We start from the raw sequence: 23,158 nt of genomic DNA on the forward strand, positions 1-23,158 counted from the left end.
TACCGGCGCCACAACAGGCCGCCATAAAGGACGTCAAACGAACCGCGCGCGGCTCCCGCAAATCGGTTATTCTCTTGAACGGCGACATGACGCTCATCCCAGGGATTCATTTTCCCACGAACCACCAAGAGCCGGGCATAAGACAGTTCTTCGACCGGCGTCTAGCACCAAAACTCCTCGGGGATGAATTCGGTCGTGATCAGCCGGGTGTCATGGATCGACGAGGTGTGCGCACTTGTCGATCCGCTTTCACGACGAGCGGACGACGATACCTGCATGGCGCCAACCCGGTAGAACGCATCCAGTCGCCAGGCTAGCAGATGTCAAGCTCAGCCCTCACTGATCGCTCTCGCCGTGTAAAATTCGTTTGTACTGCTCTGCCCAGGTCCGTAAATCCCTCGATTCAGCCCAGCGTCTCGCAGACAACCTGCGCTGGGGCAGATCGGCCAGAACGACATCAATGGCAGCGGCAACCTCATCAACTGTCGGTTCGCATGAACGCCCGCCCGCCGAATCAACGGCGTACCCGAAGCCAGCATCCGACGTAGCTATGGTCGGGAGTCCACAGGCTGCAGACTCGATGATTACAGTCGGAAACCCTTCCCCAGCCCCAGTCGACGAGAAGATGTGGACGTCTCCCACCGAATAGACGTTCTTCGCGTTGTCCAGTTGCCCGAGAAACCTAACATCAGGTTCCGCCGCGAATACTTCCTCCAAATAGGAAAGCTGAGATCCTGATCCGGCAACCACAACCTGCGCATCCGCTGCCAAAGCTCCCCTGATAGCCAATTCGGGGCGCTTGTTGGGCTCAATCCGTCCTACATAAATAGCTACCGGGCGATCATCCAAACCAAGTTGGAGGTGCAGGTGCCGACGTTCCTCGGCTGATGGAACAGAATAATCGTGGAGGTCTACGGCGGTGTCGACAACCTCGATTACAGATGGATCCGCCACGAAGCGAGCGATATCCTTCGCGACAATTTCTGAAACACAAACGATGCTTGAGACGCCGCGGGAGGCCCTGAAGTAGAACGGCCGAATGATCCATCCAAACGGCCCAGTAGGGAACCTGCCATGCTCGGTCCAGACGACTCGCCCAAGGGAACCCAACCGTCGAGTGTAAGCTATTTGCTCTCTTTTGAAATGCAAGTGATACGTTCCGGGCCCCAGGGACGCAGTGGCCCTGCGCAGCGAACGCAATTCTTGCGCAAGACGCAATAGCCCACCAGGCAAAGAACGCAAGCTCCATTTAGGTCCCGCCTCCAGACTCGTGTGGGGTAGCGTTTTTGGCCACGTTCGCAGATCACCGAGTAGTCGCACGGGGAGGCCATCAGCTGCGAGAACCTTTGCCAGTGCGGCTATGTATTTTTCGGCTCCGCCCTCAAAACCTGTTGTGGCAACAAACCTTAGCTCTTTTATGCTTTTCACAGTTCACGCTTCACTTCTGTTTATCACTGATACTTTAGGATCGGTATCGAAGAATGTATTCTGACGACTGAAAGTCAAACCTGCCATTGCAAAGAATAAGGCTGCGTGCAAATGCCAGTTGATAAAGTCATAAGTCATGGAGAAAGTGAGGCTTCCAACCAGGACCGAAACCTCATCTGGAGTCCCATGTCCCAGCGCCCTTCCGGTCACCACGAGAAAGCTAACGAGACCAACCACTCCGGTGTAAATCAGCAATGTAATGAAACCGTTGTCTACGGCAAAGGTCCCGCTAGTGCCGAGATACCCCAACTCAAACAGGCTTTCGTGCGAATTGAGGCCAGACCCAAAGAGAACTCGCTCCGCCGGCAAGCGGACTATCTCGCCGATTGACGTCAAAACCCCGACTCGGTGAGTGAACGAACCGTCAGTGGAAAGGTTTTCCTGATCCATGAGGATCAGAACGCCGAGAAGCGCTGCAGTGGCCAGCAACACCAGCAGCCAAATGCGCAGCTTTGACTGCTCGCCGCGCCGCGACACAAGGAGCCCCGCGGCTAACGACGCAAGTGCCGCTGCGACTCCAGATCTTGTACCCGTCAGCAATATCCCCGCAAAAAGCAGTATCGCTGCCAGCCACCTATTAAAGATAGACAGACCGAGGTGAGCGAACACAACTATAGCTAGCCCTAAGGCAAAGAAATGGGCCAGAGGAATCGGATACCCTATAGTTCCTTGGGCCCTGTTGGTCCATGCCCCGAGGATCGTGTTGGGCCGCACGGTGTATATCCCGTCCTGAGTCGCGGCGACCATTGATCTAATACTCGGTAGACCGATGAGAGTCTCACCCACCGCTATGGCTAGCTCCAACACCGCCGCCACAAGCACCAACTTGAAGAACCTTGACTTTTCATTCGGCTCGACGTTCGCCGCAACAAGAAACGCCACGAACCACAAGAAGCCGATGCTCAAAGACTTCACAAAGTTGTCGGTCACCCCCGAAGCGGCACTTGCAGCGACATACACCGCCACGAGCAGCCCGACAAGGATCGCGGACGAAGGAACCCGGAAGCGCTGCAAATAGGGTAACGACCCAGCGAAGATCAGTAGTCCGGCCAGCAACGGGGCCACTTGGGACGCCCAGGAAGGAAGCAGGACCGACCGTGACACCAGGAGAATGGCAAATGCGAAAACCACCGCCACTTCCAACGAACGCCTGCGCATGGGAGTACCTGCTTTCCTTACAGCGATTCTAAAAACTCTAGTAAAACAGCCGCTTTTGTCGACCAGTCCTGGCCTGCCGCCTCTTGGATTCCACGCAGATTGGGCGCGTCAGCACTTAGGGCACGCTTAGACAACTTGGCCGCTTCCTCAGCGTTACTAAACAGGAATGTTTGAGAACTTTGTCTTTCCCGAAGGGATGCCGTTGATGTAGCAAGGACGCTTAGCCCGGACGCCAAATATTCGTAGTATTTCATCGGGCTTCGGCCTTGGTTCACTTCCGTTGCGTTCAACGGGATCAAACCGACACGCGCGCCGCTAAGATGGATTGGAACTTCGTCATACGGAACGGACCCCAGCAGAGAAATGTTGCCCGGCAATTGATCTCGGTGCCGCGAGACAGGCCCGACAAGGCTGATTTGCTGATCTGGATTCGCAATCGCAATAGCGATGAGGCTTTCCCAGTCGAACCGGTAGTCTATGGCCCCCACATAAACCATTCCAGCCCGTTCGCTGGCATCCGGCCCAGCGACCTCTTGCGCGCGGAACCGAGAGAGCTCAACGCCGTTCTCCAGGACCATACGGGGCGTAGTGTGGGGAAGGTCTAAACCTTGGAGAACCGCACCGGATGTCGCTACTACTCCGTCCGCGGTGCTAGCCAAACGAGCTTGCCGCGCTGCCGCCGGATTTCGATTGTAGGTGTCTGTGGGACGGTAGATGACCTTGCCGTGAAGTCTGTTATTTTCTACGTAGCCTGCCATCAATGGCTGATCGACCAAGACAAAATCTGCGTCATCGAATTCAATCCTCTTAATTAAGTCGCCCAAAAGCCGGCCGGCCTTGAAGATTTGGACCGGCAGAACCACGTTCGGGATCACGTGGAGCGTTCCGAATTCATCCAGATACTCTTCTCCACCTTTTTGATTCGAAGAATTTTTGCCCAGCATCTTATGCGCAAACGAACGAGGAGTCGAAACGTGGGCCACTGCAATCGAAGACTTGGACAGTTCGCGGGCAAGATGGTGACTTCCGACCTTAAACACGCCATTGTCCGGCGTATGACTCAGAAATAGAATCTTCATTTTTCTTCCTCGAAATGCTTAATTCAAAATTTGCGCAAGGTGGGTGTTAATATTCTCTGCAACATTCGACCATCGGTATTGATCGCGCCATGTGCTGCTAGGAGCCTGGAAAGCGGATGCGCCATCTGACAAGGCATCCATGGCTTCTGCCCAACTTACTCCGTCTTGCACCCTGTCAACGGGAACACCAAAGTCGCCAACAATCTCTGCCACACTGCTGCATGACTTCGAGTAGGCAACCGCGCGACCACAAGAAAGGCTCTCAACCGCAGGCAACCCGAACCCCTCAGTTAGCGACGGCATGACGAGGCCGATGGAACCGCGATAGTACTGTGCCAATTCCACATCGGATAGTCCTGACACTACCTCCACTTGTCGAGTTAAACCCGAAGCTTCGATGACGGTGGCAGCGCTGGCGTAGTCATTTATAACAGCAATAAGGCGGAAATGGGGTCGTTTCTTCAACGCTCGAAGGAGGACATCAAAATTCTTGTGCTCTTTAAGATTACCGACGTACAAGAAGTAAGGTCCTTCGCGAGAGGCTGATTCGCCTGCTGCGGTGAATACGTCTGAGCATCCATTGCCTACATTCACCACCCGTACACGGGACGTTCCTAGCCATGCGCTAATAGCATCTGCCGAGGTCTCCGAAACTGTGATAACGGACCCGGCTCGAGTGACCGTAGGCCTCACAACGCGCTCATAATATGCTTTGAGAAGCTCGGCCCGTGGCCCTTTCGCGTCGAGGTGGATAAGGTCATGGAGAGTCAGAATTTGAGTTGCTCGCGTCAAACCTGCGTTGTAACCAGGTGAATAGACGACGTCACCCTGGCGAAGCCGCATGCGGGCCGGCGCTAGTACATCGAGTGGGGACGAAGGCGAGCCTGAACGCGTCAGGTCGTTGTAATCGAACGAGAGTCTGGCCGAAACTTCGCGGGCGAACCGTCCGATCCCGTGAATACCTAGCCATCGCTGGTCTACATAGAGTGACATCTTAACTTCGTTCCTGAACTTTATCCAAAGACGGTGAACCAGAAGGGATCCATTCCGAGACCTTTTCACGAAATATATCCGAAGAGAAACGCAGAGAGGTCATCGAAATTTTCGAACGATCCAGTGAAATCGCCTTCTCGACGGCCAGTTTCAAGTCTTGTTCGTCCTCCATATCGGCGAGAAAGCCCGATTGCCCGTCCAATACCGTCTCCGCTGTGCCCCCTCGTCGGTTCGCGATGACCGGTGCTCCGGCAGCGGACGCTTCAACGGGCATGATTCCGAAGTCCTCAATTGGCGGAAATACGAATGCACTGCATCTTTGATACAGGGCATAAAGGAAATGGTCACTGGGATGAACTACGAGGATGACGGGAACGGACGATTCGGCTGCCCGTTCACGAAGTCGTCCTTCATCAGGTCCTGAGCCAGCAATAACCGCCGGTAACCCCGCTAGCTCTGCCGCGCGAATGGCTGTGTCCAACTTCTTGTAGCCAACAAAGCGCGAGGCACCGAGAACGAACTCAGCCGGAAGCTCCTGCAGAGTCCGCAGCTCGGCATCATCGAGCTTGGTCGTCCAATCCCTCGTAGACCTAATAAGCTCCACGTCGACAGGCGGATAGATGACCTGGGCCTCGCGGTTCCAACATCGCTCAATTCGCTCGGCCACGAATCGACTATTGGCAGCTATCGAAACCGGTTCGGCTGCCCTAGCCCGGTCGAGTACTTGAAAACCTTTACTCAATGCTTTCGCCAAAGGATTGTTACCGCGCTGATCAAGCTCGGGTTCCCAGATGTACCGGGCAGGCGTGTGCGCATAAACAAACTTCGGAGTGTCCGCGTTCTTGCCAACAAATTGGGCATGGTGCGCGAACAAGTGGGAACTTATCAACATCCACTCGTACTCGTTCGCCGATCGCAATTGCCGCCAGACGAGTGGCATGAAAGGAAGTGCGAGAGCCTTGTTCCTCCTCAGAGGAGTCCTAGCCAGCACTGACTCATTAAGGTTGCGCGAACCATGCCTGGATGCATCGTCCCAAAGACAGTACATGTCGGCGTCAGGGAACACTTCTGCAAAGGCATCGAAAACCTTCTCCGCGCCGCCCGTTTCGCCCACCCATTCGTGAACTAATACCCCAGACACCATTTCCCCCTCTTAGTTATTTTCAACAAGTCACCGCGTCAGACACCTGACTATCGCCGGCGCCGAAAAAGTTCAACGATCAACCTTTCCACATCAGGCCTCCGCAGTAGAATCATCCTGTCTGGTCGAATTCCCAATCTCCGCCATAGTTGCATGAGATTTAGCGACGTCACAGCCAGCGTCCCGCCGAAGGTAGCTAAGGCGGCCCCAAATGCTCCGAGTATCGGAACGAGCCACAACAGAAGCACTACGTTGACAAGAAGCCCAACTCCCAAGGCAAGACTCCTGTCATGGGCATGACCACGACCTGTGAGTGCGGATCCCGCAATTGTCCCGGGCGCCGAAATTAGGGCAGCGCCTAATAGAACGACGGCCGTGTCCGCTCCAACGGCAAACGACGGGCCGAAGAGCCATCCGAACCAGAGATGACTGGTGGCACCAACAATGCTCGTGACGCACAGGACTATTGAAAAGAGAACCCGTGACGCGAACTCGACTCTTGCATTTGATGCTGCCGAACTTTCCTTGGCGAGCATAATGCTGCCAAACGCGGCCGTCATGAAAAATGGAATGTCACCAACGTTAACTGCAGCCGCGTATAACCCTAGTTGCTCCGCTGAAGACAGTGGAAGAATCAACACCTGGTCCAAGCGTGTGATCAGGATACCCGCGATAGATCCCAGCCAAACCTTACTGCCAAATGAGATCATGTCGTGCAGCGTACGGCGGCGCCTACGCCGGGTTTGCGACATACCCAGGATCATTTTGACATACGCCACGTAACCCACAAGGGGGGCGCAGACAGTGACAACAAATGCCGAATGGACTGTTAGAGAGTCGAAAAGGGCTAATGAGCCAATGCCGAGCAGTCTCGCCGTTCCCGTCAGGGCCTTTTCTACATTCAGAGTCGCCCACCGCTGCAAACCCTGGGCTGTTCCCCTAAGGGCCCACAGCACTACCGTAGGCACCGCGGCAATGGCGGAGAGCCGAACGAGCTCGATAACAGTAGGTGAGTCGGTGGCAAGCCAAGGAGCCAGAAAAAGAAGGATTACGGCTCCAAAGGCTCCAGCAATTGAAAGAACCAATGTGGCCATTTTGAGCGACTGCCGCCCGTCCCCAGGAAATCGACCGAGGCGAAATGTAAGGGCCTCGGGCAGACCTATGGTGAGAGCTGCACCTAGCAGAACAAGGGGCATGGTCGACGCCGCCAATTCACCTCGACCTGCAACACCCAGCTGATAGGCCAAAATCGGGGCACATAATAGTGTCGAGACAGGACCCAGGAGATTCCCTAAGGTCGTTGTAATGACATGAAAAGAAGATCCTCTACTTGCAAAACTTCGAGTCGTGATGGCCATTCATTCTCTTCCATTCTTGTACGCCACAAATCTGCATCAACAAAGGGCTTTTCACACACCCGCCGGTTGAATCGAATCCTGAGGGCAATCTTTAGGCGCACTACAAGCTCGAGACGATGGCCTGACTTGGACAAGCAACTATAAGATTCTATTGACCAGGTTCAGACTCGCGCTTTACTTCGACAGGTCAGAAGTTCGGTCCCCCGGCCGAACCTGCCTTGTGTCAGAGCGCGACTTCCTGCCATTGTCACGGTTGAATGATCCATTTGTACGGCGTCGCATGCCGCTCGATGCTTTTGGAGAAACCTCATGGGCGTCGTATGCCCGGTACTCATAGGAATAAGCGTCTGGACCCTTGCTGGGCAACAAGTTTAGAACAACCCCAAGCAGGTTTCCTCCAACCAACTGCAGTGCGCCGAGAGACTTTTCCAGATCGTGCTGCTTGATCTTTCGTGAGCCGACTACTACAAGCACCCCCCCAACCTGTTGAGCCAGCACGCTTGCATCCGTTACGGGAAGCAGTGGCGGAGCGTCGATAATCACGGCGTCGAAAACTTGCTCAAGGCGGATGAGCAGTTGCTTCATCTCATCCGAACCCAATAGCTCACTAGGATTCGGTGGTATTTGGCCGGAGGTCAAAACATAGAGACCCCCGTCGCCCCATGGCTGCAGCAGGTCATTGACGTCCGCATCCCCGACGAGAGTCGTCGTCAGTCCAGCGTTCCTCTCAAGACCCAAATACTCACTGACCATGGGCCTTCTCAGGTCTGCATCGACTAGGCAAACGGATTGTCCAGACTGCGCCAAGGCTATGGCCAAATTCGCAGCAGTCGTACTCTTGCCTTCCCCAGGCATGGAAGAAGTGACAGCGATAGTTCTCGACACGGCGGAAACGCTGGCAAACTGCAAATTGGTGCGAAGTTGGCGGTAGGACTCTGCGCGCGGACCCTGCATTGAAGCCTCTGTCAGCAAGGGGTTCTTGGCGGCTTCTTGGCTGTAGGAGATTCGGCCGAGGACCGGGGCATCAGTGATGCGCCGTACTTCACTCTCGCCACGTAGTTGCCTGTCTACAGCTGAACGCAAAGCGGCTCCGCCTAGACCGAGCGCAAATCCCGCAACAAACCCGACCATCAAGTTCAGTCGCGTGTTAGGCGCAGACGGGCTTGTCGGCGCGGTGGCAGGCGTGATCACCGAAAGCCCTACCGGGGAAGTACCACCCGACTTCGGCTTCTCGAGTGAGTCGACTGCTTGGACCAGGCTGTCCGCCACTCCTTGCGCTATTGCTGCCGCCTGAACAGGTGAGTTGTCGGTCACCGCGATGTTGATCAACACCGTGTTCAGGTCGGTGCTTGCTTTCACCTTAGTGGCAAGCTCCTCAGCCGACATTGGAAGCCCAAGCTTGTCAATCGTAGGCTGAAGAACAATCGGTGCAACAACAGTTTTGACATAGGACTGAACGCGGGCCTGGCTGAACGTATTACCTTGCTGCAGTTCCTGCACAGAACCCGCGCCCTGTATCGCGACGAAAAGCTGGGTCTCGGCCGTGTACGAAGGCTTCACCAAAAGGGAGGCGGCGCCACCGGCACTGAGTCCGATGAGCGTGCAGGCGACGACAATCAACCAATTCCGGCGCACCATTAGTAAGTAATCATGTACAGCCAATGTCGGGTCCCCCTGTGGCGCCCGGAGATGGCACCATTCGGCACTTCCGGTGCAGCGTTTCTAAGTGTGGTCCCCGACAGTCTATCCGGTGCAAACGCGAGCGATAAAAAGTTCACCTCTCAAAGTCGTCCACCGCGAGACACCGCCTAGCCAGGAAGCGCGATCACTTGCGGGTGGATACACGCCGAGCGGGGTTGCCGGCCCATATCTCACCGGGCGGAACGCTTCGAAGCACGACGGAGTTTGCTCCGATGACTGCGTTATCGCCGATGGTGAGTGTCTCACCCGATCGGAAGAGTACCGTCGAGTTCGCCCCGATGATCACGTCGTCGCCAATCTCAATCGACCCCCCAGACTTGATCAGACTCGCCTCCAGATGGGTATCGGATCTGCCCAACGTTACGCCTTGATACAGCTTGGCTCTCGCACCTATCCTGGCGCGCTCGTGTACAACCAGGCCCACCGCGCCATGCGGGAGAACTAATCCCTCGCCTATTTCCACACTAGGCGGAATATTCACTCCAAGCACGCGAATCAAGACAGTGGCAGCGCGGCCGATGAACGGTAGCTTGACCGCGTACACAAGTTTCTCCAGAAGAGCCATGACGTAATAATCGCAGGTAAGTAAGCGGTTGATGTAAGCCACGGCCCCCACCGTGGCCACGCGCGTTCGCAAGATGCAATATTTCTTGACCGACCTGTCAAATGTTGCCACTTGCCTCGTACGTAACACCGGGTCCACAGCATGGTTCAAGGACCGTCCAACAGGCTGGCGTCTTACGCGCCTAGTTTGACCAAGTATTATTCAGACCGACACAGGTCCGTCCTTAGGGGCGCTGGTCATTCAATGTATGGGGGTGGAAGTTGGATACTTCGCGCGGGCAAGCGCCTTGGAGACGCAAATATTCAACGCGGCTCAGGCTTGTCGATGCCGGAGTGGTGGTTTGGGCCGTCGCGGGAGCGTACGGTGTACGCTTCGGATTTACCGATGACCCGGCAACTGGCTCACAAGACGTTGACTACTTAGTCCTGTCGGGCGTTCTTGTAGTGTCTTGGTGGTTGATGTTGGATTTCTGGGGCTCCAGGGATGCCCGTGTTCTGGGAGCCGGATCCGAAGAGTACAAGCGCGTCATAGCCAGTTCGGTGTGGCTTTTCGGCTTCGTGGCAGTCGTGTCGTATGCGCTTCGTATCGACACCGCAAGAGGATTCGTCGGGCTGGCCTTTCCGGCAGGTGCGCTGGGGCTTCTCGTTGCCCGCTGGCTAGTGCGACAGCATCTCAGCCTAGAGAGACGTCACGGCAAAAGCAGTTCACGCGTGCTAATTATCGGTGGCCCATATTCGGCCGCTCATTTGGCGCGTTCGCTGCAAAGTGCCCCAACCGCAGGATATCTGCCTGTGGCCGCACACTTACCGGGCTCTGGTGCTGACCACCGTGGCCTCTCTGACTTGCCAGTGCCAGTAGCTGGCCTTGACTCTGATTTTGACTCAATACTGTCGGTCATACTCTCCACAGAGGTCGACGCTGTCGCCGTTTCGGCCGGAGTCAACTTGCACCCGCAAGATTTACGCAGGTTAGGTTGGGAACTGGCCGCGAGAGATATCGGCATGATCTTGGCTCCAGCGCTGACGGACGTAGCCGGTCCCCGAATACACACTCAGCCTGTGGCCGGATTACCCCTCATACACGTGTCCACACCGAAACTCACCGGGGGAAAGAAAGTAGCTAAGAGGGCGTTTGACCTAGTCATCGCAGGTGCTTTGGTCACGTTATGCTCACCGATATTCTTCCTCCTGGCGGTGCTCGTACGTATCACGGACCCAGGGCCGGTGTTCTATCGCCAAGAGCGGGTGGGACTTAACGGGACTACATTTAATATGCTGAAGTTCAGGTCAATGAAAGTGAATGCCGATGCCGAACTTCAGGCCCTCCTGGCTGCCCAAGGGACCGGGGAAACTCCCCTGTTCAAGGTGGAAAACGATCCGCGAATTACACCATTGGGACGGGTACTTCGAAAATATTCTCTAGACGAGCTTCCTCAACTCCTGAACGTTCTCGGTGGAAGCATGAGTCTTGTCGGGCCTCGACCACAGCGTGAGGGGGAAGTCGCGCTCTACGACGACGCCGCACACCGCCGACTCTACGTCAGCCCCGGGATGAGCGGGCTCTGGCAAGTCAGTGGTCGCTCAAATCTGAGTTGGGAGGAGAGTATCCGTCTTGATCTCTACTACGTCGAGAATTGGTCACTAATGGGGGACATTGTGATCTTATTTAGAACATTCAAAGCAGTATTTGCAAGCACGGGTGCGGTCTGATCAGCTCCGCCACAAATTCAGCGGCCCATTGCCGCGCATCCCCGGTACGGGAAGGCAAACTTATGCGTATTTCAGTAATTGGTTGTGGTTATCTCGGAGCAGTCCACGCTGCCTGCATGGCGAAGCTTGGACACGATGTGGTGGGAATCGACGTAGACAGCGAAAAAATCGATGCCCTCGCTGCCTCGAAATCACCCTTCTACGAACCAGGCTTGGATCAATTGCTCGAAGAGGTTCAGGCAACTGGCCGTTTATCCTTTACGAATGACATGGCCCATGCTGCTGGAAGTAGCGTCCATTTTATATGCGTTGGTACTCCTCAAAAGAGTGGGGAAAACGGCGCAGATATGCGCTTTGTTGATGCTGCGACACACGCACTGCTTGAACATCTGGCGCCCGGCGACATTGTGGTAGGCAAATCGACGGTACCTGTGGGGACGGCAGCTCGCTTGGCCAGTGACATACATCGACGTCAGCCAGAAGCTCATCTGGTCTGGAACCCCGAGTTTCTTCGTGAAGGCCACGCCGTGGCCGACACTTTGAGTCCTGATCGCTTTGTGTACGGCGTGGATGGTGGTTCCGAGGATCATCCCGCAGTGGCTGTACTGGATGAAGTGTATTCTGTGCCGCTTTCCGCCGGCACTCCCCGTTTAATTACTGACCATGCCACCGCGGAGCTAGTCAAAACCGCAGCCAACTCGTTCTTGGCGACCAAGATTTCATTCATAAACGCAATGGCAGAACTATGTGAGGCGTCGGGAGCCGACGTTTCGCGTCTAGCCGACGCCATTGGCTTGGACGACCGCATCGGACGGAAATTTCTGAATGCGGGAATTGGGTTCGGTGGGGGATGCCTTCCGAAGGACATTCGTGCGTTTATGGCTAGGGCAGGCGAGTTGGGAGCCGACCAGGCTCTGACTTTCCTCCGTGAAGTCGACGCCATCAATATGCGACGCCGCTCCCGCGTTGTTGAAGTCACACGCGATCTATGCGATGACAGCTTACTTGGCAAACGAATCACGGTTCTTGGTGCTGCATTCAAGCCTGAAAGCGATGATGTCAGGGACTCGCCGGCTCTCAGCATCGCAGCCCAGCTTCAACTACAGGGCGCTGTCGTGACCGTCACGGATCCAAAGGCTCTACCTAACGCGGCGAAACGATTCCCAGAGTTACACTACGAAGCAGATCCGCTAAAGGCGGCCACCAAGGCCGACGCAATACTACTGCTCACCGAGTGGCCTGTCTTCCGAGACCTGGATCCCTACGAACTAGCGGCCAACGTCACCGTTCCTCGCATTCTGGACGGTCGAAACGTCCTCGATGCCGCGAAATGGCGAGCCGCGGGATGGACTTATCGGGGCCTTGGGCGTCCATAGCTATGAGCGAATCTAATGAGGCAGTGGGAACGGCGGAAGACAATTTCCTGTCCCGGGGTTCTAGAAGCAACACAGCATTGCGCCGACGCCGCAGGTTTCTCATCGCCGCAGGATGCCTAACGGTAGTAAGCCTGCTTGCTTTGGGGGCTGCCGCACGGGTAGTGCAGCAGTCGAACGTGATAAAAAACGAACTGCTGGCTGCGACTCAACTCGTGCCCCAGCTAAAGGACGAAGTGGCGTCGGCCCGTGCCGATGCTGCAGCGTCCACGGTGGCCCGTCTGCGATCACACACTGAAGCGGCTCGAGAGGCATCGGGCGACCCCTTATGGACACTAGCATCGGCTATCCCGGGCCTAGGGGCGAACTTTGGCGCAGTTACAGAAATTGCGCAGTCAGCCGACGACGTCGCCGTCCATGGGCTCGCACCACTCGTCAAGGTATTTGGGTCCCTCAATTGGGACAACCTAATGCCCAGCGCAGCCGGCACCGATTTGAAGCCTCTTCAACAAGCTGCGCCCAGCGTGTCGGTGGCCGCTCACGCAGTAAGCGCTTCTGCGGAACGCCTGGAACGCATCGACGCAAGCAAGCTGTTACCCCAAGTTGGCGAGCCGTTGACCAAGACTCGCGAGCAGCTACAAATGGTGACCGGCGCGCTCAACGCATCGGCAGATGCTGCCCAAATCGCCCCAGGCATGCTCGGAGTCAGAGGCCCGCGCAGCTACCTGCTAATGATCCAAAATAATGCCGAAGCGAGAGCTTCCGGAGGCATCCCGGGAGCACTGGCAGTGCTCACCTTCAATGGCGGCAAACTCAAACTTAGTTCACAGAGCAGCGCTGGCGACATAGCCGTGATGTCGCCAGCGTTGCCTGTGGATTCCGAACAACAGCGGATCTATTCATCGCGGCTCGGCAAGTACATACAAGACGTCAATCTTACGCCCGACTTTCCCACTGCTGCCAGCACTGCCCAGACAATGTGGGAAAGATCAAGAGGACAACGACTGGATGGGGTCGTTTCGGTTGACCCCGTGACACTTGGCTACATACTGGATGCAACAGGGCCTGTCCGATTGAGCAGTCCTGAACTCGCCGATCTAGCAAAGACCGGATTGCCGACCCAACTGAATGGCGAGAACGTCGTCCCGACTCTTCTTTCAGACGTTTACGCCAAGATCAAAGATCCAAAACTCCAGGACGCGTATTTCGCAGGCGTTGCAAAGGAAGTGTTCGCGGCGCTCTCGATGGGTAAGGGCGATGCCGAGGGCCTCATCCGAGGTATTACACGTGGAACGAGTGAAGGAAGAGTACTTCTCTGGTCCAGCACAGCGACCGAGCAGGCTGTTCTTTCGAAGTATGCGGTCAGCGGCTCCATTGAAGGCCCGAGCCTATCCCCCGCCGAGTTCGGTGTTTATTTCAATGACGGGACCGGCGCAAAAATGGACTACCACGTCCAAAGAACTGTCCAACTCGTCAAAGAATGCCCGGCTGATGGCTATTCCCAGGTGAAGGTACGGGTCACAAGTGCGAACACCGCACCCGAAGACGCCGCAACTTCCCTCCCGGACTACGTCACAGGTGGGGGTGCATTTGGCGTACCTGCCGGGAGCGTGCAAACGAACATTATTGCGTACGGACCGGTGCAGTCGAACGTTGAGGAAGTCTTTGTCGGCGGCAAGAAAACCGCGTTTGCATCGCAGCGTCACGCCGGACGGCCCGTGGGCACCGTGACGGTGCGCCTAGCACCAGGTCAGAGCAGTACTGTTGAATTTTCATTTGGCAAGATAGTGCAGCATACCGATCCGGTCGTCGCTGTCACGCCCACAGTGCAGGCCTTGAAAGACGTGATTCAAAAAACTGAAGCAGTGACATGCGCTCCGGCCTCGTAGCCGGCGCATTAACAGTATGTAAAGTGTTTGGATTCACTTTGGAGACACGGCACTGGGGGTGCTAATCTCTCCTTGGGTTAAACCACGAGATTCGCCCCACGGTCACATGGGGATGGAGAATCTCCACAAATATGTGACATCCGTGTTGAAAAGGTCTCAGGGGGGACAAATTGAAGAAGTCTATTGCCGCGCTTGCGCTTGCGGGATCCATCGTACTGACCGGCGCCGTGCCGGCCATGGCCGCTAACTACCCAGCGCCTACCACGCCGGGCACCGTTTCAGACGGCACCGTCGTCCCGGGCGAGGTTTTCACCTTCTCCGGAACTGGCTTCCTGGCCGGTGAAACCGTCACCATCACCATCACCATCACCAGCACTCCGCAGGCACTGGGTGGCGGCGTCTCGGGTGGTACCGCCATGTCGGTCCCGTCCAAGATCAACGTTCTGACTGCTCCGCAGACATTCACCACGACGGCTGCGGCTGATGGCTCCTTCGCGTTTCCGGTTAGCCTTAGCGAGCCCGGGACGTACTCACTTCTCGCTGTTGGTAACACCTCCGGTCACCGGGCCTCTGCCAGTGTCACGGTAGTTGCCGCAACCGGCAGTGGCACGGGCACGGGCACGGGCCTGTCCAACACCGGCGGCAGTGGCGCTGGTCTGGCGAACACCGGCGCTGACTCCAGCCTCGTGCTGTGGTCGCTCGTCGGCGCCGGTGCACTCGCTGCCGGTGCTGCTTCGGTGGTCGTAGTTCGCCGCCGCGCCAACGCTGAGGCATCTGCCTAAGCACTACGCTCCATGCTTGAATGAAGCGGGCCATATCCGGATTTCCGGATCTGGCCCGCTTTCTTGTTGTCGGAAGGAAGAGTGCAGATGGCAAAAGCCCCGACCAAAGTCGGGGCTTTCACGTCTTGGCTTGCAGCGGGGCTATCCGATGAATTCCTTCATCCAAGCTTTCAAGTCCTCACCGAACTCGGCGCGCTCGGAAGCCAGCGTGATAACGGCCTTCAGGTAGCTGAGCTTGTCACCGGTGTCGTAGCGGCGACCGCGGAAGACAACACCGTAGACTCCCGCGCCTTCCCCCTGCCCCGCTGCGAGGGTCTGGAGTGCGTCCGTCAACTGGATTTCCCCACCGCGGCCGGGCTCAGTCTTCTCGAGAACGTCGAATACAGCCGGGTGCAGCACGTACCGCCCGATAACAGCCAGGTTTGACGGCGCCTCGTCCACAGACGGCTTCTCCACCAGGCTGTTGACGCGGACGTAGCCCTCGCCGTCGACTGCCGAGATGTCTGCGCAGCCGTAAGCGCTGATCTGGGACGGCTCCACCTCGATCAGGGCAATCACCGAACCGCCGGTCCTGGCCTGGACCTCGATCATCGTGGTCAGAAGCTCGTCCCGCTCGTCGATGAGGTCATCGCCCAACAGCACGGCGAAAGGCTCGTCACCGACGTGCTGGCGGCCGCACAGCACGGCATGGCCGAGGCCTTTGGGCTCGCCTTGCCGGACGTAGTGGATGGGCCCCAGGCCCGAGGCGTGCTGCACAGAATCCAGCCGTGCCTGGTCGCCCTTGAGTTCGAGTGTGCGCTCCAAAGCCGGCGCACTATCAAAGTGGTCCTCCAGCGCCCGCTTGCTGCGGCCGGTGATCATCAGGACGTCGTCAAGGCCGGCATTCACGGCCTCCTCCACGACGTACTGGATGGCCGGTGCATCCACTACCGGCAGCATCTCCTTCGGCATCGCCTTGGTGGCAGGCAGGAAGCGCGTGCCAAGTCCGGCTGCCGGAATAACTGCTTTACGTACTGATTTCCCCATGGTCATGATCGAACCTTACAAATTGACTTGCGGAAAGAGAAATTTCCAGGGCCAGATTTCGGGTTGGGAAGGGGCTCCCGTAGCGTTTCCCTATGGGGAAATGGAGCCGGGCCGACGTCACTGGCTATGCGCGCACCCTGCTGGGTCTGTATCTGGCAGCCCTTGCGTTCGTGGCGTTCTGGCCGACCCCTGTTGACCGTCCTATAGCCGGGCGGCTGCAGGCGGTGCTGTTTGCCCTCCACCACTCGGGGGTACCTGAGCTGATCAACTACAGCTTCGTGGAATTCGCGTCCAACATCCTGATGTTCACACCGATTGGCATGCTCGCCGCCCTCGCATTTCCGGCGTTTCACCGGGGACGGATCGTGCTGAGCGCGTTCCTAGCGTCTTGCTGCATTGAACTGGGACAGAAGCTGTTCCTGCACGACCGGTTTCCCAGCGCCATGGACATCGTGGCCAATACAGCCGGCGCGATGCTGGGGGTTTGGGTGCTGGGGGTGCTGGAGGAGTGGTTTCGACAAGCTCAACCAGCGCTGCCACCGAAACCAGCCCGGCCTCCGAAGATCGGCTAACCCTTGAAGCTGGGCTCCCGCTTTTCCTGGAACGCCCTGAAGCCTTCCGCGTAGTCGTCGCTCTTGCACAGGCGCGCCTGCTCGGCGTTCTCCTCCTGCATGGAGGTCCACAGGCCCAGGCGCTGGTCGCGGATATGCGCCACCAGCTCCTTGCTGGCCTTGAACGCGCCGGTCGCACCGGTGGCCACCTTCGCCACGACCGCACGGGTTGTGTCGAGCAGCTCGTCCGCCGGCAGCGCCCGGCTGAACATCCCCTGCGCCACAGCCTCGGCGCCGGAGATCAGCTCCGCCGTGTAGATCAGGTCCAGCGTCCGGTGCATGCCAAGCCGCTCGGTGAAGTACCAGTGCCCGCCAGAATCCAAAGTGGCGCCCAGCTTGGCGAACGGCGACCCGAACTTCGCATTCTCCGCCACGTACACCACGTCCGTGGCCAGCAGCAGCCCCAGTCCCACTCCCAGGCACGCTCCCTGCGCCGCCGCGAACGTGGGTGCGGGGAACGAACTCATCTTCTGCAGCAGCGGCTGCACCAGCCCGCCCAGGTACGCCTCGGCGTCGTCGTTCTCCGGCGTGACACCGGCAATGTCCCGGCCCGCGCAGAAGGCACGTCCCTCCCCTCTGAGCAGCAGCGCCCGCACCTCACCGCGCGAGGCCGCGGCAGCGGCGTCGTCGTACGTCTGGGACAGTTCCGCCAGAGCCTGCTCGTCCAGCGAGTTCAGCTTCTGCGGGGCGTTGAGGACCACTTCGGCGACGCCGTCGGCGATGGAGAGGGAGATCATGGGGTTCCTTCGTTCGGGGTGCGGCGGGGCGGTTGGAGCTAGACGTCGAAGTCGACGGTGACTTCTTTGCTGGTGGGGTGGGACTGGCAGGTCAGGACGTAGCCCTTGTCCAGCTCATCCTGCTCCAGCGCGTAGTTTTCGTCCATGTTCACGGTGCCGGTGACCACCTTGGCGCGGCAGGTGCCGCACACTCCCCCGGCGCACGCGAACGGCACGTCCGGGCGCACCCGCAGCGCGGCGTTGAGGATGGACTCGCGGGCGTGCGTGGGGCTGGCGACATCCCCCTGCAGGCCGTCCAGCTTGAACGTGATCTTGTACGTCTCCTGCGACTCGTCCTCGATGACCGGACGCCCGGCGTTGCCCTCGGGCCGGTCCGGCTTGCCGGAGGTGAACAGCTCGAACCGGACGTGCTCCGGCTTCACGCCGCGCTCGGCCAGCGTGTCCCGGCACAGCTGCACCAGCTCGAACGGCCCGCACAGGAACCACTCGTCCACGTCGTCCGCGTGGATGGCCGTGCCCAGCAGCTTCTGCAGCTTCTCGGCGTCGATCCGGCCGCTCAGCAGCGGGGCGATCCGCTGCTCGCGGGACAGCACGTGGTGCAGCGCCAGGCGCTGCGGGTACTTGTCCTTCAGGTCCGCGAGCTCCTCCAGGAACATCACGTCCATGGCGGCCTTGTTGGCGTAGATCAGGTCGAACCGAGTGTCCGGGTTGGCGGCCAGCAGCGTCCGGGCGATGGCGATCACGGGCGTGATGCCCGAGCCAGCGGCGATCGCCACGAAGTTCCCCGGCTCCCCCGCCAGGTCCTCGGGGTGGTTCATCGAGTTCATGACGTTCTGCTCCACGGCCTGCCCGTCCCGGCCGTGCTTGGAGACGAACGCGCCCATCGGGCTCATGACATCCAGGCTGTCCCCGGCCTTCAGCTTGGCGTTGGCCCACGTGGAGAACAGCCCGCCCAGGTCCTTCTTGATGGCCACCCGGATCTCGCTGCTGCCGTCCGCGAAGCTGCGCGGCTCGGCGCAGATGGAGTAGCTGCGGCGGATCTCCTTCGACTCGCCGGACTCGTCCGGGAGCGTGGTTCGCAGGGCTACGTACTGGCCCGGCAGGTAGTCGAACTGGCCGGCCAGCTCCGCCGGCACCGCGAAGGTCACCTCGATGGCGTCCTCCGTCAGCCGGCGCACCTCCGCGACAGTGAGGGAATGGAAAGTCGGACGACGGCGGCCGGTGGCCTCTGCCGATTCGGCTGCGGTCTGGCGGACAACGGGCATGGGTTTTTTCCTTACAGGACTTTGAAGTAGTCGAACGGTTCCTTGCAGTCCTGGCACACGTACAGCGCCTTGCAGGAGGTGGAACCGAAGCGGGTGAGTTCCTTGGTGTTCAGCGACGAGCACTGCGGGCACTTCACGGCCAGGCTCAGCCGGACCGGGCCGTTGTGGCCCAAGGCCGCTTTGCCTGACGGGGGCGCGATGCCGTACTCGCGCAGCTTGGCCTTGCCGGACTCAGTCATCCAGTCCGTGGTCCACGCCGGCGCGAGGACCAGCTCCACGTGCACGCTGGGGTAGCCCTCCTGGTGGAAGACCTTTTTGAGGTCATCGCGGATGGCGTCCATCGCCGGGCAGCCCGAGTACGTGGGCGTGATGGTGACCTGGACGGCGGGCACCGGCCCGCCGTCGTCGGTGTTCTGTTCTTGCATCACCCGGACGCTGCGAAGGATGCCCAGGTCCTCGATGGTGAGCACCGGGATCTCGGGGTCGCACACCGTGGCGGCGACGGCCCAGGCCTTTTGCTCGGCGGTTTCCGCCGTCCGGGCCTCGAAGTCGGCGACGTACATGGTCACCAGCCCGCTCCGGGATGCTCCCGGGCCAGCACCTGCATCTCGGCCAGGACGTAGCCCAGGTGTTCCGAGTGCCGGCCCCGGCGGCCGCCGCCCGGCGCTGCCGGAACGTCCGGGACCTCGAGCTCGGCTTCCTTCAGGACCTCGCCGGTGAGGCGGTCAAAGTCCGCCCGCAGGCTGGAAGGCTCGACGGCGGCACCGGCTTCAGCCAGGCGGGTGGTCAGCCCGTCATCCACGAAGAGCTCCCCCACGTACGGCCAGATCAGCTTGAGGCCGTTGATCATGCGGCGGCGGGACTCGTCCGTGCCGCCCGCGAGGCGGAGGACCCACTGGGTGCTGTGGTCGCGGTGGTAGTCCACTTCCTTCACGGCCTTGGCGGCGATGGCGGCGATGGTTGCGTCGGTAGATTCGGTGAGCCGTCGGTAGAGCTCGAACTGGTAGTAGCTCACCACGAACTGCCGGGCGATGGTGACGGCGAAATCCCCGTTGGGCTGCTCGAACAGGTGCGCGGACCGGAACTCGTGCTCGCGGCGGAAGTAGGCGAGGTCATCCTCGGACTTCTCCCACGCTCCCCCGGCGTAGCTGAGGAAGGAGCGGGCGTGGCCCAGCTGGTCCAGGGCGATGTTGCCCAGGGCCACGTCCTCCTCCAGCTCCGGGGCGCGGGAGATCCAGTGGCCCAGGCGCTGGGCGAGGATCAGGGCGTCGTCGCCCAGGCGCAGCGCGTACTCGGCCACGTCCTCGGTGGGCTTGGCCAGGCCGGTGCGGACCTCGAGGGCGATGTCCTCCGGGCGGAGCGCGTTGCCCGGCGTGATGCGGGTGGCGCTGGCCGACCCGTCGCCGCTGGCACCTGCGCCGGCGACGCCGACGGAGATGTCGCCGTGGCCTGTGGTTTCTTGCGTCTCCGGAGCCGTCCTGCTTTCTGAACTCACAGGTGCTTCACTCCTTCGCTCTTGGTGTAGTACGTGGCGTGCCGGTAGTCCTTGCCCTGCGGCGATTCGAAGAACGAGCCCTTGGCATCCGGGTCGCTGCTTGCAATGGCGTCAGCGGGGACCACCCAGATGGACACGCCCTCGTTGCGGCGGGTGTAGAGGTCACGGGCGTTGCGCAGGGCCATGGCGGCATCCGGCGCGTGCAGGCTTCCGGCGTGCACGTGGGAGAGCCCGCGGCTGGACCGGACAAAGACCTCCCAGAGCGGCCAGACGCTGCGGTGCGGGGTTTCGGTGTCCTGTGCATCGGCCACGGGGACCTTGGCAGCCGAGCTTTCAACCGCTCCGGCGGAGCTGGCCGGTACTTCCGGGTTACCGTGGGGGCTCATGCTGCGTATTCCTTCTGCTTGTTAACCTGCTTGGCCATCTGTTTTTCTGCGTAAGCAGAGGCTGCCTCGCGGACCCAGGCGCCGTCGTCGTGCGCCTGCCGGCGGCGCTCAAGCCGCTGCGAGTTGCAGGGGCCGCGTCCGGCCAAAACTTCCTTGAATTCGTTCCAGTCCAGCGGGCCGTGCTCCCACTTCTTGGTGTCCTCGTTGAAGCGGACCTCGCTGTCCGGGAGGGTGAGGCCCAGGACCCGGACCTGCTCCACCATCATGCCGACAAACCGCGAGCGCAGCTCATCGTTGCTGAAGCGCTTGATGTTCCAGGCCATGGACTGCTTGGAGTTGGGGGAATCGTCGTCGGGCGGGCCGAACATCATCAAGGCCGGGGCGTACCAGCGGTTCACGGCGTCCTGGGCCATCTGCTTCTGCGCGGGTGTTCCGTTGGACAGTTCCAGCAGGATCTCGAAGCCCTGGCGCTGGTGGAAGGACTCTTCCTTGCAGATGCGCACCATGGCCCGGCCGTAGGGGCCGAACGAGGCGCGGCACAGCGGGACCTGGTTGCAGATCGCGGCGCCGTCCACCAGCCAGCCGATAGCACCCATGTCCGCCCAGGTGAGGGCCGGGTAGTTGAAGATCGAGGAGTAGCGGGCCTTGCCGGCGATGAGGTCGTCCATCATCTGGTCCCTCGTCTGGCCGAGGGTTTCGGCGGCGGAGTAGAGGTAGAGCCCGTGGCCGGCCTCGTCCTGCACCTTGGCCATGAGGATGGCCTTTCGCTTCAGGCTGGGGGCGCGGCTGATCCAGTTGGCCTCCGGCTGCATGCCGATGATCTCCGAGTGCGCGTGCTGCGAGATCTGGCGCAGGAGGGTCTTGCGGTAGGCGGCCGGCATCCAATCTTTGGGTTCAATGCGCGAGTCGTCGGCGATCACGCGGTCAAAATACGCCTGGCCTTCGGCCTCCAGCTGGGCCTGTGCTTCTTCGGCGCCCGGGGCTGCCGGCTGGTCAGGCACTGACTGCAGGTTCTGCGCTGCCATGGTTGCTCCTATGCATTCACGTCCGTACTCGGATTATTTACCGACCGTTCGTTCAGGATATGCGGAAGCGGCGAAGGGCGTCAAGGAGCCGCGCCTTCCAAGAGCTCACTGCCAGTTACCCCCTTAACTGGTGGCCCGCGCCAAGCTCACATGGGAATTTCCCAAGGCCGGCGTGCCAGAGTGGTCGCGTCCCGGGCCTGGCGGCCCGCACACCGACTCACTGGGACAGGAGCGCTGTCCCGCGGTTGCGTCGGCCCGGCGTCTCCTCACCCACCGCCCGGCACCGGGGATGCCGGGCTACAGCAGAGGAGAGTTCGATGTTGAAGCGAAAGCTGGCCGCCACCGTGACGTCCGTGGCGATAGCGGCACTGGCCGCGGCCGCCCTGACCGTGGCCGGGCACCCGACGGAGCCAACGCCGGCCTTGGGCCCGGTTCTGGCCGTGGCTACCTCGTCCGGCGTCCAGGCAGCCGTCCTGCGGGGCTGGGGTGGAGTGGTTGCGGGGGACGAGTTCTCCTACACCGGGGCACCCAGCGCCCTGAGGTGGACGGTCTACAACGGTGCCGGCCATGCGGGCAAGGGAATCCGCAGCCCCAAGGCCTGGAACGTCGCCAACGGCGTGGCGACCGTGACCGGCAATGCGTACGGCACCACGGGCGGGATGGCGGCCAAATTCGCGATGCAAAGATACGGCCGGTGGGAAGTCCGCATGAGAACCAGCATCCGCGACCCGAAGTACCACCCCGTCCTGCTCCTGTGGCCCAACGCCAACACCGGCGTGACCACATGCCCCGAGGTGGACTATGCCGAGTCGCTCACGGACACCACCCTGGTCAAGTTCAACCTGCACTACGCCTGCCCCGGCCCCCATCCCTACCAGGCCCAGGCAGCGCGCAAGGTGGACACCACCCAATGGCACAACTACGCCGTCCAGTGGAACTCCGCCGGGATCACCGGATACATCGACGGTGCCCTGTGGTTCACGGACACCAACAAGGCGCAACTGCCGCCCGCGGCAATGCATCAAACGCTCCAGCTGGACTGGTTCCCCAACGGAACACCGACCAAACCCAGCTGGATGCAGATCGACTGGGTCCGCGTATACAGGTGACACCGGCGGCCCCGGGGAAGCATCCGCAGGGCCGCCAGGCGGCGTTCGAGGCCTCCCCCAATTGGGCTGCCCCCTGGAGCCCAAAGGCTCCACAACGCACCTCAATCGTAAGGCTGCTTATTTGTTGGCGTCCAGAATTCCGCGACCTGTTTTGGCGGAGCTTGGGAAAACCTTGGAGGCAGCCGCCGGCCCCCTCAAACGAGGGGTTAATTTGGGCTCCGGCTCTCAGGTAGACCCCGCATTTCATAATGTGCCGGGTGCAGAGTGA

Annotated in this window: 21 protein-coding genes; 6 read left to right on the plus strand and 15 right to left on the minus strand. The window is 59.7% G+C overall.

The window, feature by feature from the left end; all coding sequences use genetic code 11:
* Positions 1-336: 336 nt before the first annotated feature.
* The 8 genes from ACFVTE_RS09460 to ACFVTE_RS09495 all read right to left on the minus strand — a co-directional run bounded on the left by ACFVTE_RS09460 (position 337) and on the right by ACFVTE_RS09495 (position 9,525).
* A complete protein-coding gene (locus ACFVTE_RS09460) occupies positions 337-1,428 on the minus strand; it encodes a glycosyltransferase family 4 protein (protein WP_387099468.1) in 1,092 nt (363 codons plus the stop codon).
* Between the two features lie 3 nt (positions 1,429-1,431).
* Positions 1,432-2,646, minus strand: a complete 1,215-nt coding sequence (locus ACFVTE_RS09465; protein WP_387099470.1) for an O-antigen ligase family protein — start codon at positions 2,644-2,646, stop codon at positions 1,432-1,434.
* 17 nt (positions 2,647-2,663) lie between these two features.
* The gene (locus ACFVTE_RS09470) at positions 2,664-3,725 is read right to left on the minus strand and encodes a hypothetical protein (protein ID WP_387099472.1); all 1,062 of its coding nucleotides are present in this window, start codon (positions 3,723-3,725) and stop codon (positions 2,664-2,666) included.
* An 18-nt stretch (positions 3,726-3,743) separates the two neighbouring features.
* On the minus strand, positions 3,744-4,718 hold the full coding sequence (locus ACFVTE_RS09475) for a glycosyltransferase family 4 protein (RefSeq protein WP_387099474.1): 975 nt from the start codon (positions 4,716-4,718) through the stop codon (positions 3,744-3,746).
* Position 4,719: 1 nt separating this feature from the next.
* Positions 4,720-5,862, minus strand: coding sequence for a glycosyltransferase (locus ACFVTE_RS09480; RefSeq protein WP_387099476.1), 1,143 nt, complete (start codon positions 5,860-5,862; stop codon positions 4,720-4,722).
* A 47-nt stretch (positions 5,863-5,909) separates the two neighbouring features.
* On the minus strand, positions 5,910-7,217 hold the full coding sequence (locus ACFVTE_RS09485; protein ID WP_387099477.1) for a polysaccharide biosynthesis C-terminal domain-containing protein: 1,308 nt from the start codon (positions 7,215-7,217) through the stop codon (positions 5,910-5,912).
* Between the two features lie 174 nt (positions 7,218-7,391).
* The gene (locus tag ACFVTE_RS09490; protein WP_387099479.1) at positions 7,392-8,879 is read right to left on the minus strand and encodes a polysaccharide biosynthesis tyrosine autokinase; all 1,488 of its coding nucleotides are present in this window, start codon (positions 8,877-8,879) and stop codon (positions 7,392-7,394) included.
* 163 nt (positions 8,880-9,042) lie between these two features.
* Positions 9,043-9,525: a serine O-acetyltransferase gene (locus ACFVTE_RS09495; RefSeq protein ID WP_387099481.1), complete on the minus strand. Its 483-nt coding sequence runs from the start codon at positions 9,523-9,525 to the stop codon at positions 9,043-9,045.
* 290 nt (positions 9,526-9,815) lie between these two features.
* Here ACFVTE_RS09495 and ACFVTE_RS09500 point away from each other — a divergent pair, with 290 nt between their 5' ends.
* The 4 genes from ACFVTE_RS09500 (at position 9,816) to ACFVTE_RS09515 (ending at position 15,236) form a co-directional block, all read left to right on the plus strand.
* Positions 9,816-11,192, plus strand: coding sequence for a sugar transferase (locus ACFVTE_RS09500; protein ID WP_387099483.1), 1,377 nt, complete (start codon positions 9,816-9,818; stop codon positions 11,190-11,192).
* 62 nt (positions 11,193-11,254) lie between these two features.
* Positions 11,255-12,568, plus strand: a complete 1,314-nt coding sequence (locus tag ACFVTE_RS09505) for a UDP-glucose dehydrogenase family protein (protein WP_387099485.1) — start codon at positions 11,255-11,257, stop codon at positions 12,566-12,568.
* A gap of 467 nt (positions 12,569-13,035) precedes the next feature.
* Positions 13,036-14,454, plus strand: a complete 1,419-nt coding sequence (locus ACFVTE_RS09510) for a DUF4012 domain-containing protein (protein WP_387099487.1) — start codon at positions 13,036-13,038, stop codon at positions 14,452-14,454.
* 170 nt (positions 14,455-14,624) lie between these two features.
* A complete protein-coding gene (locus ACFVTE_RS09515; protein WP_387099489.1) occupies positions 14,625-15,236 on the plus strand; it encodes an LPXTG cell wall anchor domain-containing protein in 612 nt (203 codons plus the stop codon).
* A gap of 141 nt (positions 15,237-15,377) precedes the next feature.
* On the opposite strand, the gene galU is transcribed toward ACFVTE_RS09515, so the two are convergent.
* The gene (galU, locus tag ACFVTE_RS09520; protein WP_387099491.1) at positions 15,378-16,268 is read right to left on the minus strand and encodes a UTP--glucose-1-phosphate uridylyltransferase GalU; all 891 of its coding nucleotides are present in this window, start codon (positions 16,266-16,268) and stop codon (positions 15,378-15,380) included.
* Positions 16,269-16,354: 86 nt separating this feature from the next.
* On the opposite strand from galU, the gene ACFVTE_RS09525 reads away from it, so the two are divergent.
* Complete coding sequence (locus ACFVTE_RS09525; RefSeq protein WP_387099493.1) at positions 16,355-16,834, plus strand: VanZ family protein; 480 nt, start codon at positions 16,355-16,357, stop codon at positions 16,832-16,834.
* Here the strand turns inward: ACFVTE_RS09525 and ACFVTE_RS09530 are convergent.
* From ACFVTE_RS09530 to paaA, 6 genes are read right to left on the minus strand one after another with little or no spacing between them, the layout of a single operon-like run.
* On the minus strand, positions 16,831-17,610 hold the full coding sequence (locus tag ACFVTE_RS09530) for an enoyl-CoA hydratase/isomerase family protein (protein WP_387099495.1): 780 nt from the start codon (positions 17,608-17,610) through the stop codon (positions 16,831-16,833). The genes ACFVTE_RS09525 and ACFVTE_RS09530 overlap by 4 nt on opposite strands.
* A gap of 38 nt (positions 17,611-17,648) precedes the next feature.
* Entirely contained in the window at positions 17,649-18,875 is a 1,227-nt protein-coding gene (gene paaE, locus ACFVTE_RS09535; RefSeq protein ID WP_387099497.1) for a 1,2-phenylacetyl-CoA epoxidase subunit PaaE, read from the minus strand.
* A gap of 11 nt (positions 18,876-18,886) precedes the next feature.
* A complete protein-coding gene (paaD, locus tag ACFVTE_RS09540; protein ID WP_387099751.1) occupies positions 18,887-19,438 on the minus strand; it encodes a 1,2-phenylacetyl-CoA epoxidase subunit PaaD in 552 nt (183 codons plus the stop codon).
* Between the two features lie 2 nt (positions 19,439-19,440).
* A complete protein-coding gene (gene paaC / locus ACFVTE_RS09545; protein ID WP_387099499.1) occupies positions 19,441-20,370 on the minus strand; it encodes a 1,2-phenylacetyl-CoA epoxidase subunit PaaC in 930 nt (309 codons plus the stop codon).
* Complete coding sequence (gene paaB / locus ACFVTE_RS09550) at positions 20,367-20,756, minus strand: 1,2-phenylacetyl-CoA epoxidase subunit PaaB (protein ID WP_387099501.1); 390 nt, start codon at positions 20,754-20,756, stop codon at positions 20,367-20,369. The genes paaC and paaB overlap by 4 nt, the downstream gene beginning before the upstream one ends.
* Complete coding sequence (gene paaA / locus ACFVTE_RS09555) at positions 20,753-21,781, minus strand: 1,2-phenylacetyl-CoA epoxidase subunit PaaA (protein WP_387099503.1); 1,029 nt, start codon at positions 21,779-21,781, stop codon at positions 20,753-20,755. The genes paaB and paaA overlap by 4 nt, the downstream gene beginning before the upstream one ends.
* Before the next feature lie 317 nt (positions 21,782-22,098).
* On the opposite strand from paaA, the gene ACFVTE_RS09560 reads away from it, so the two are divergent.
* Positions 22,099-22,890: a glycoside hydrolase family 16 protein gene (locus ACFVTE_RS09560; RefSeq protein ID WP_387099505.1), complete on the plus strand. Its 792-nt coding sequence runs from the start codon at positions 22,099-22,101 to the stop codon at positions 22,888-22,890.
* Positions 22,891-23,158 lie beyond the last annotated feature (268 nt).

The sequence above is a fragment of the Arthrobacter sp. NPDC058097 genome, assembly GCF_042884885.1.
Classification (GTDB): Bacteria; Actinomycetota; Actinomycetes; order Actinomycetales; family Micrococcaceae; genus Arthrobacter.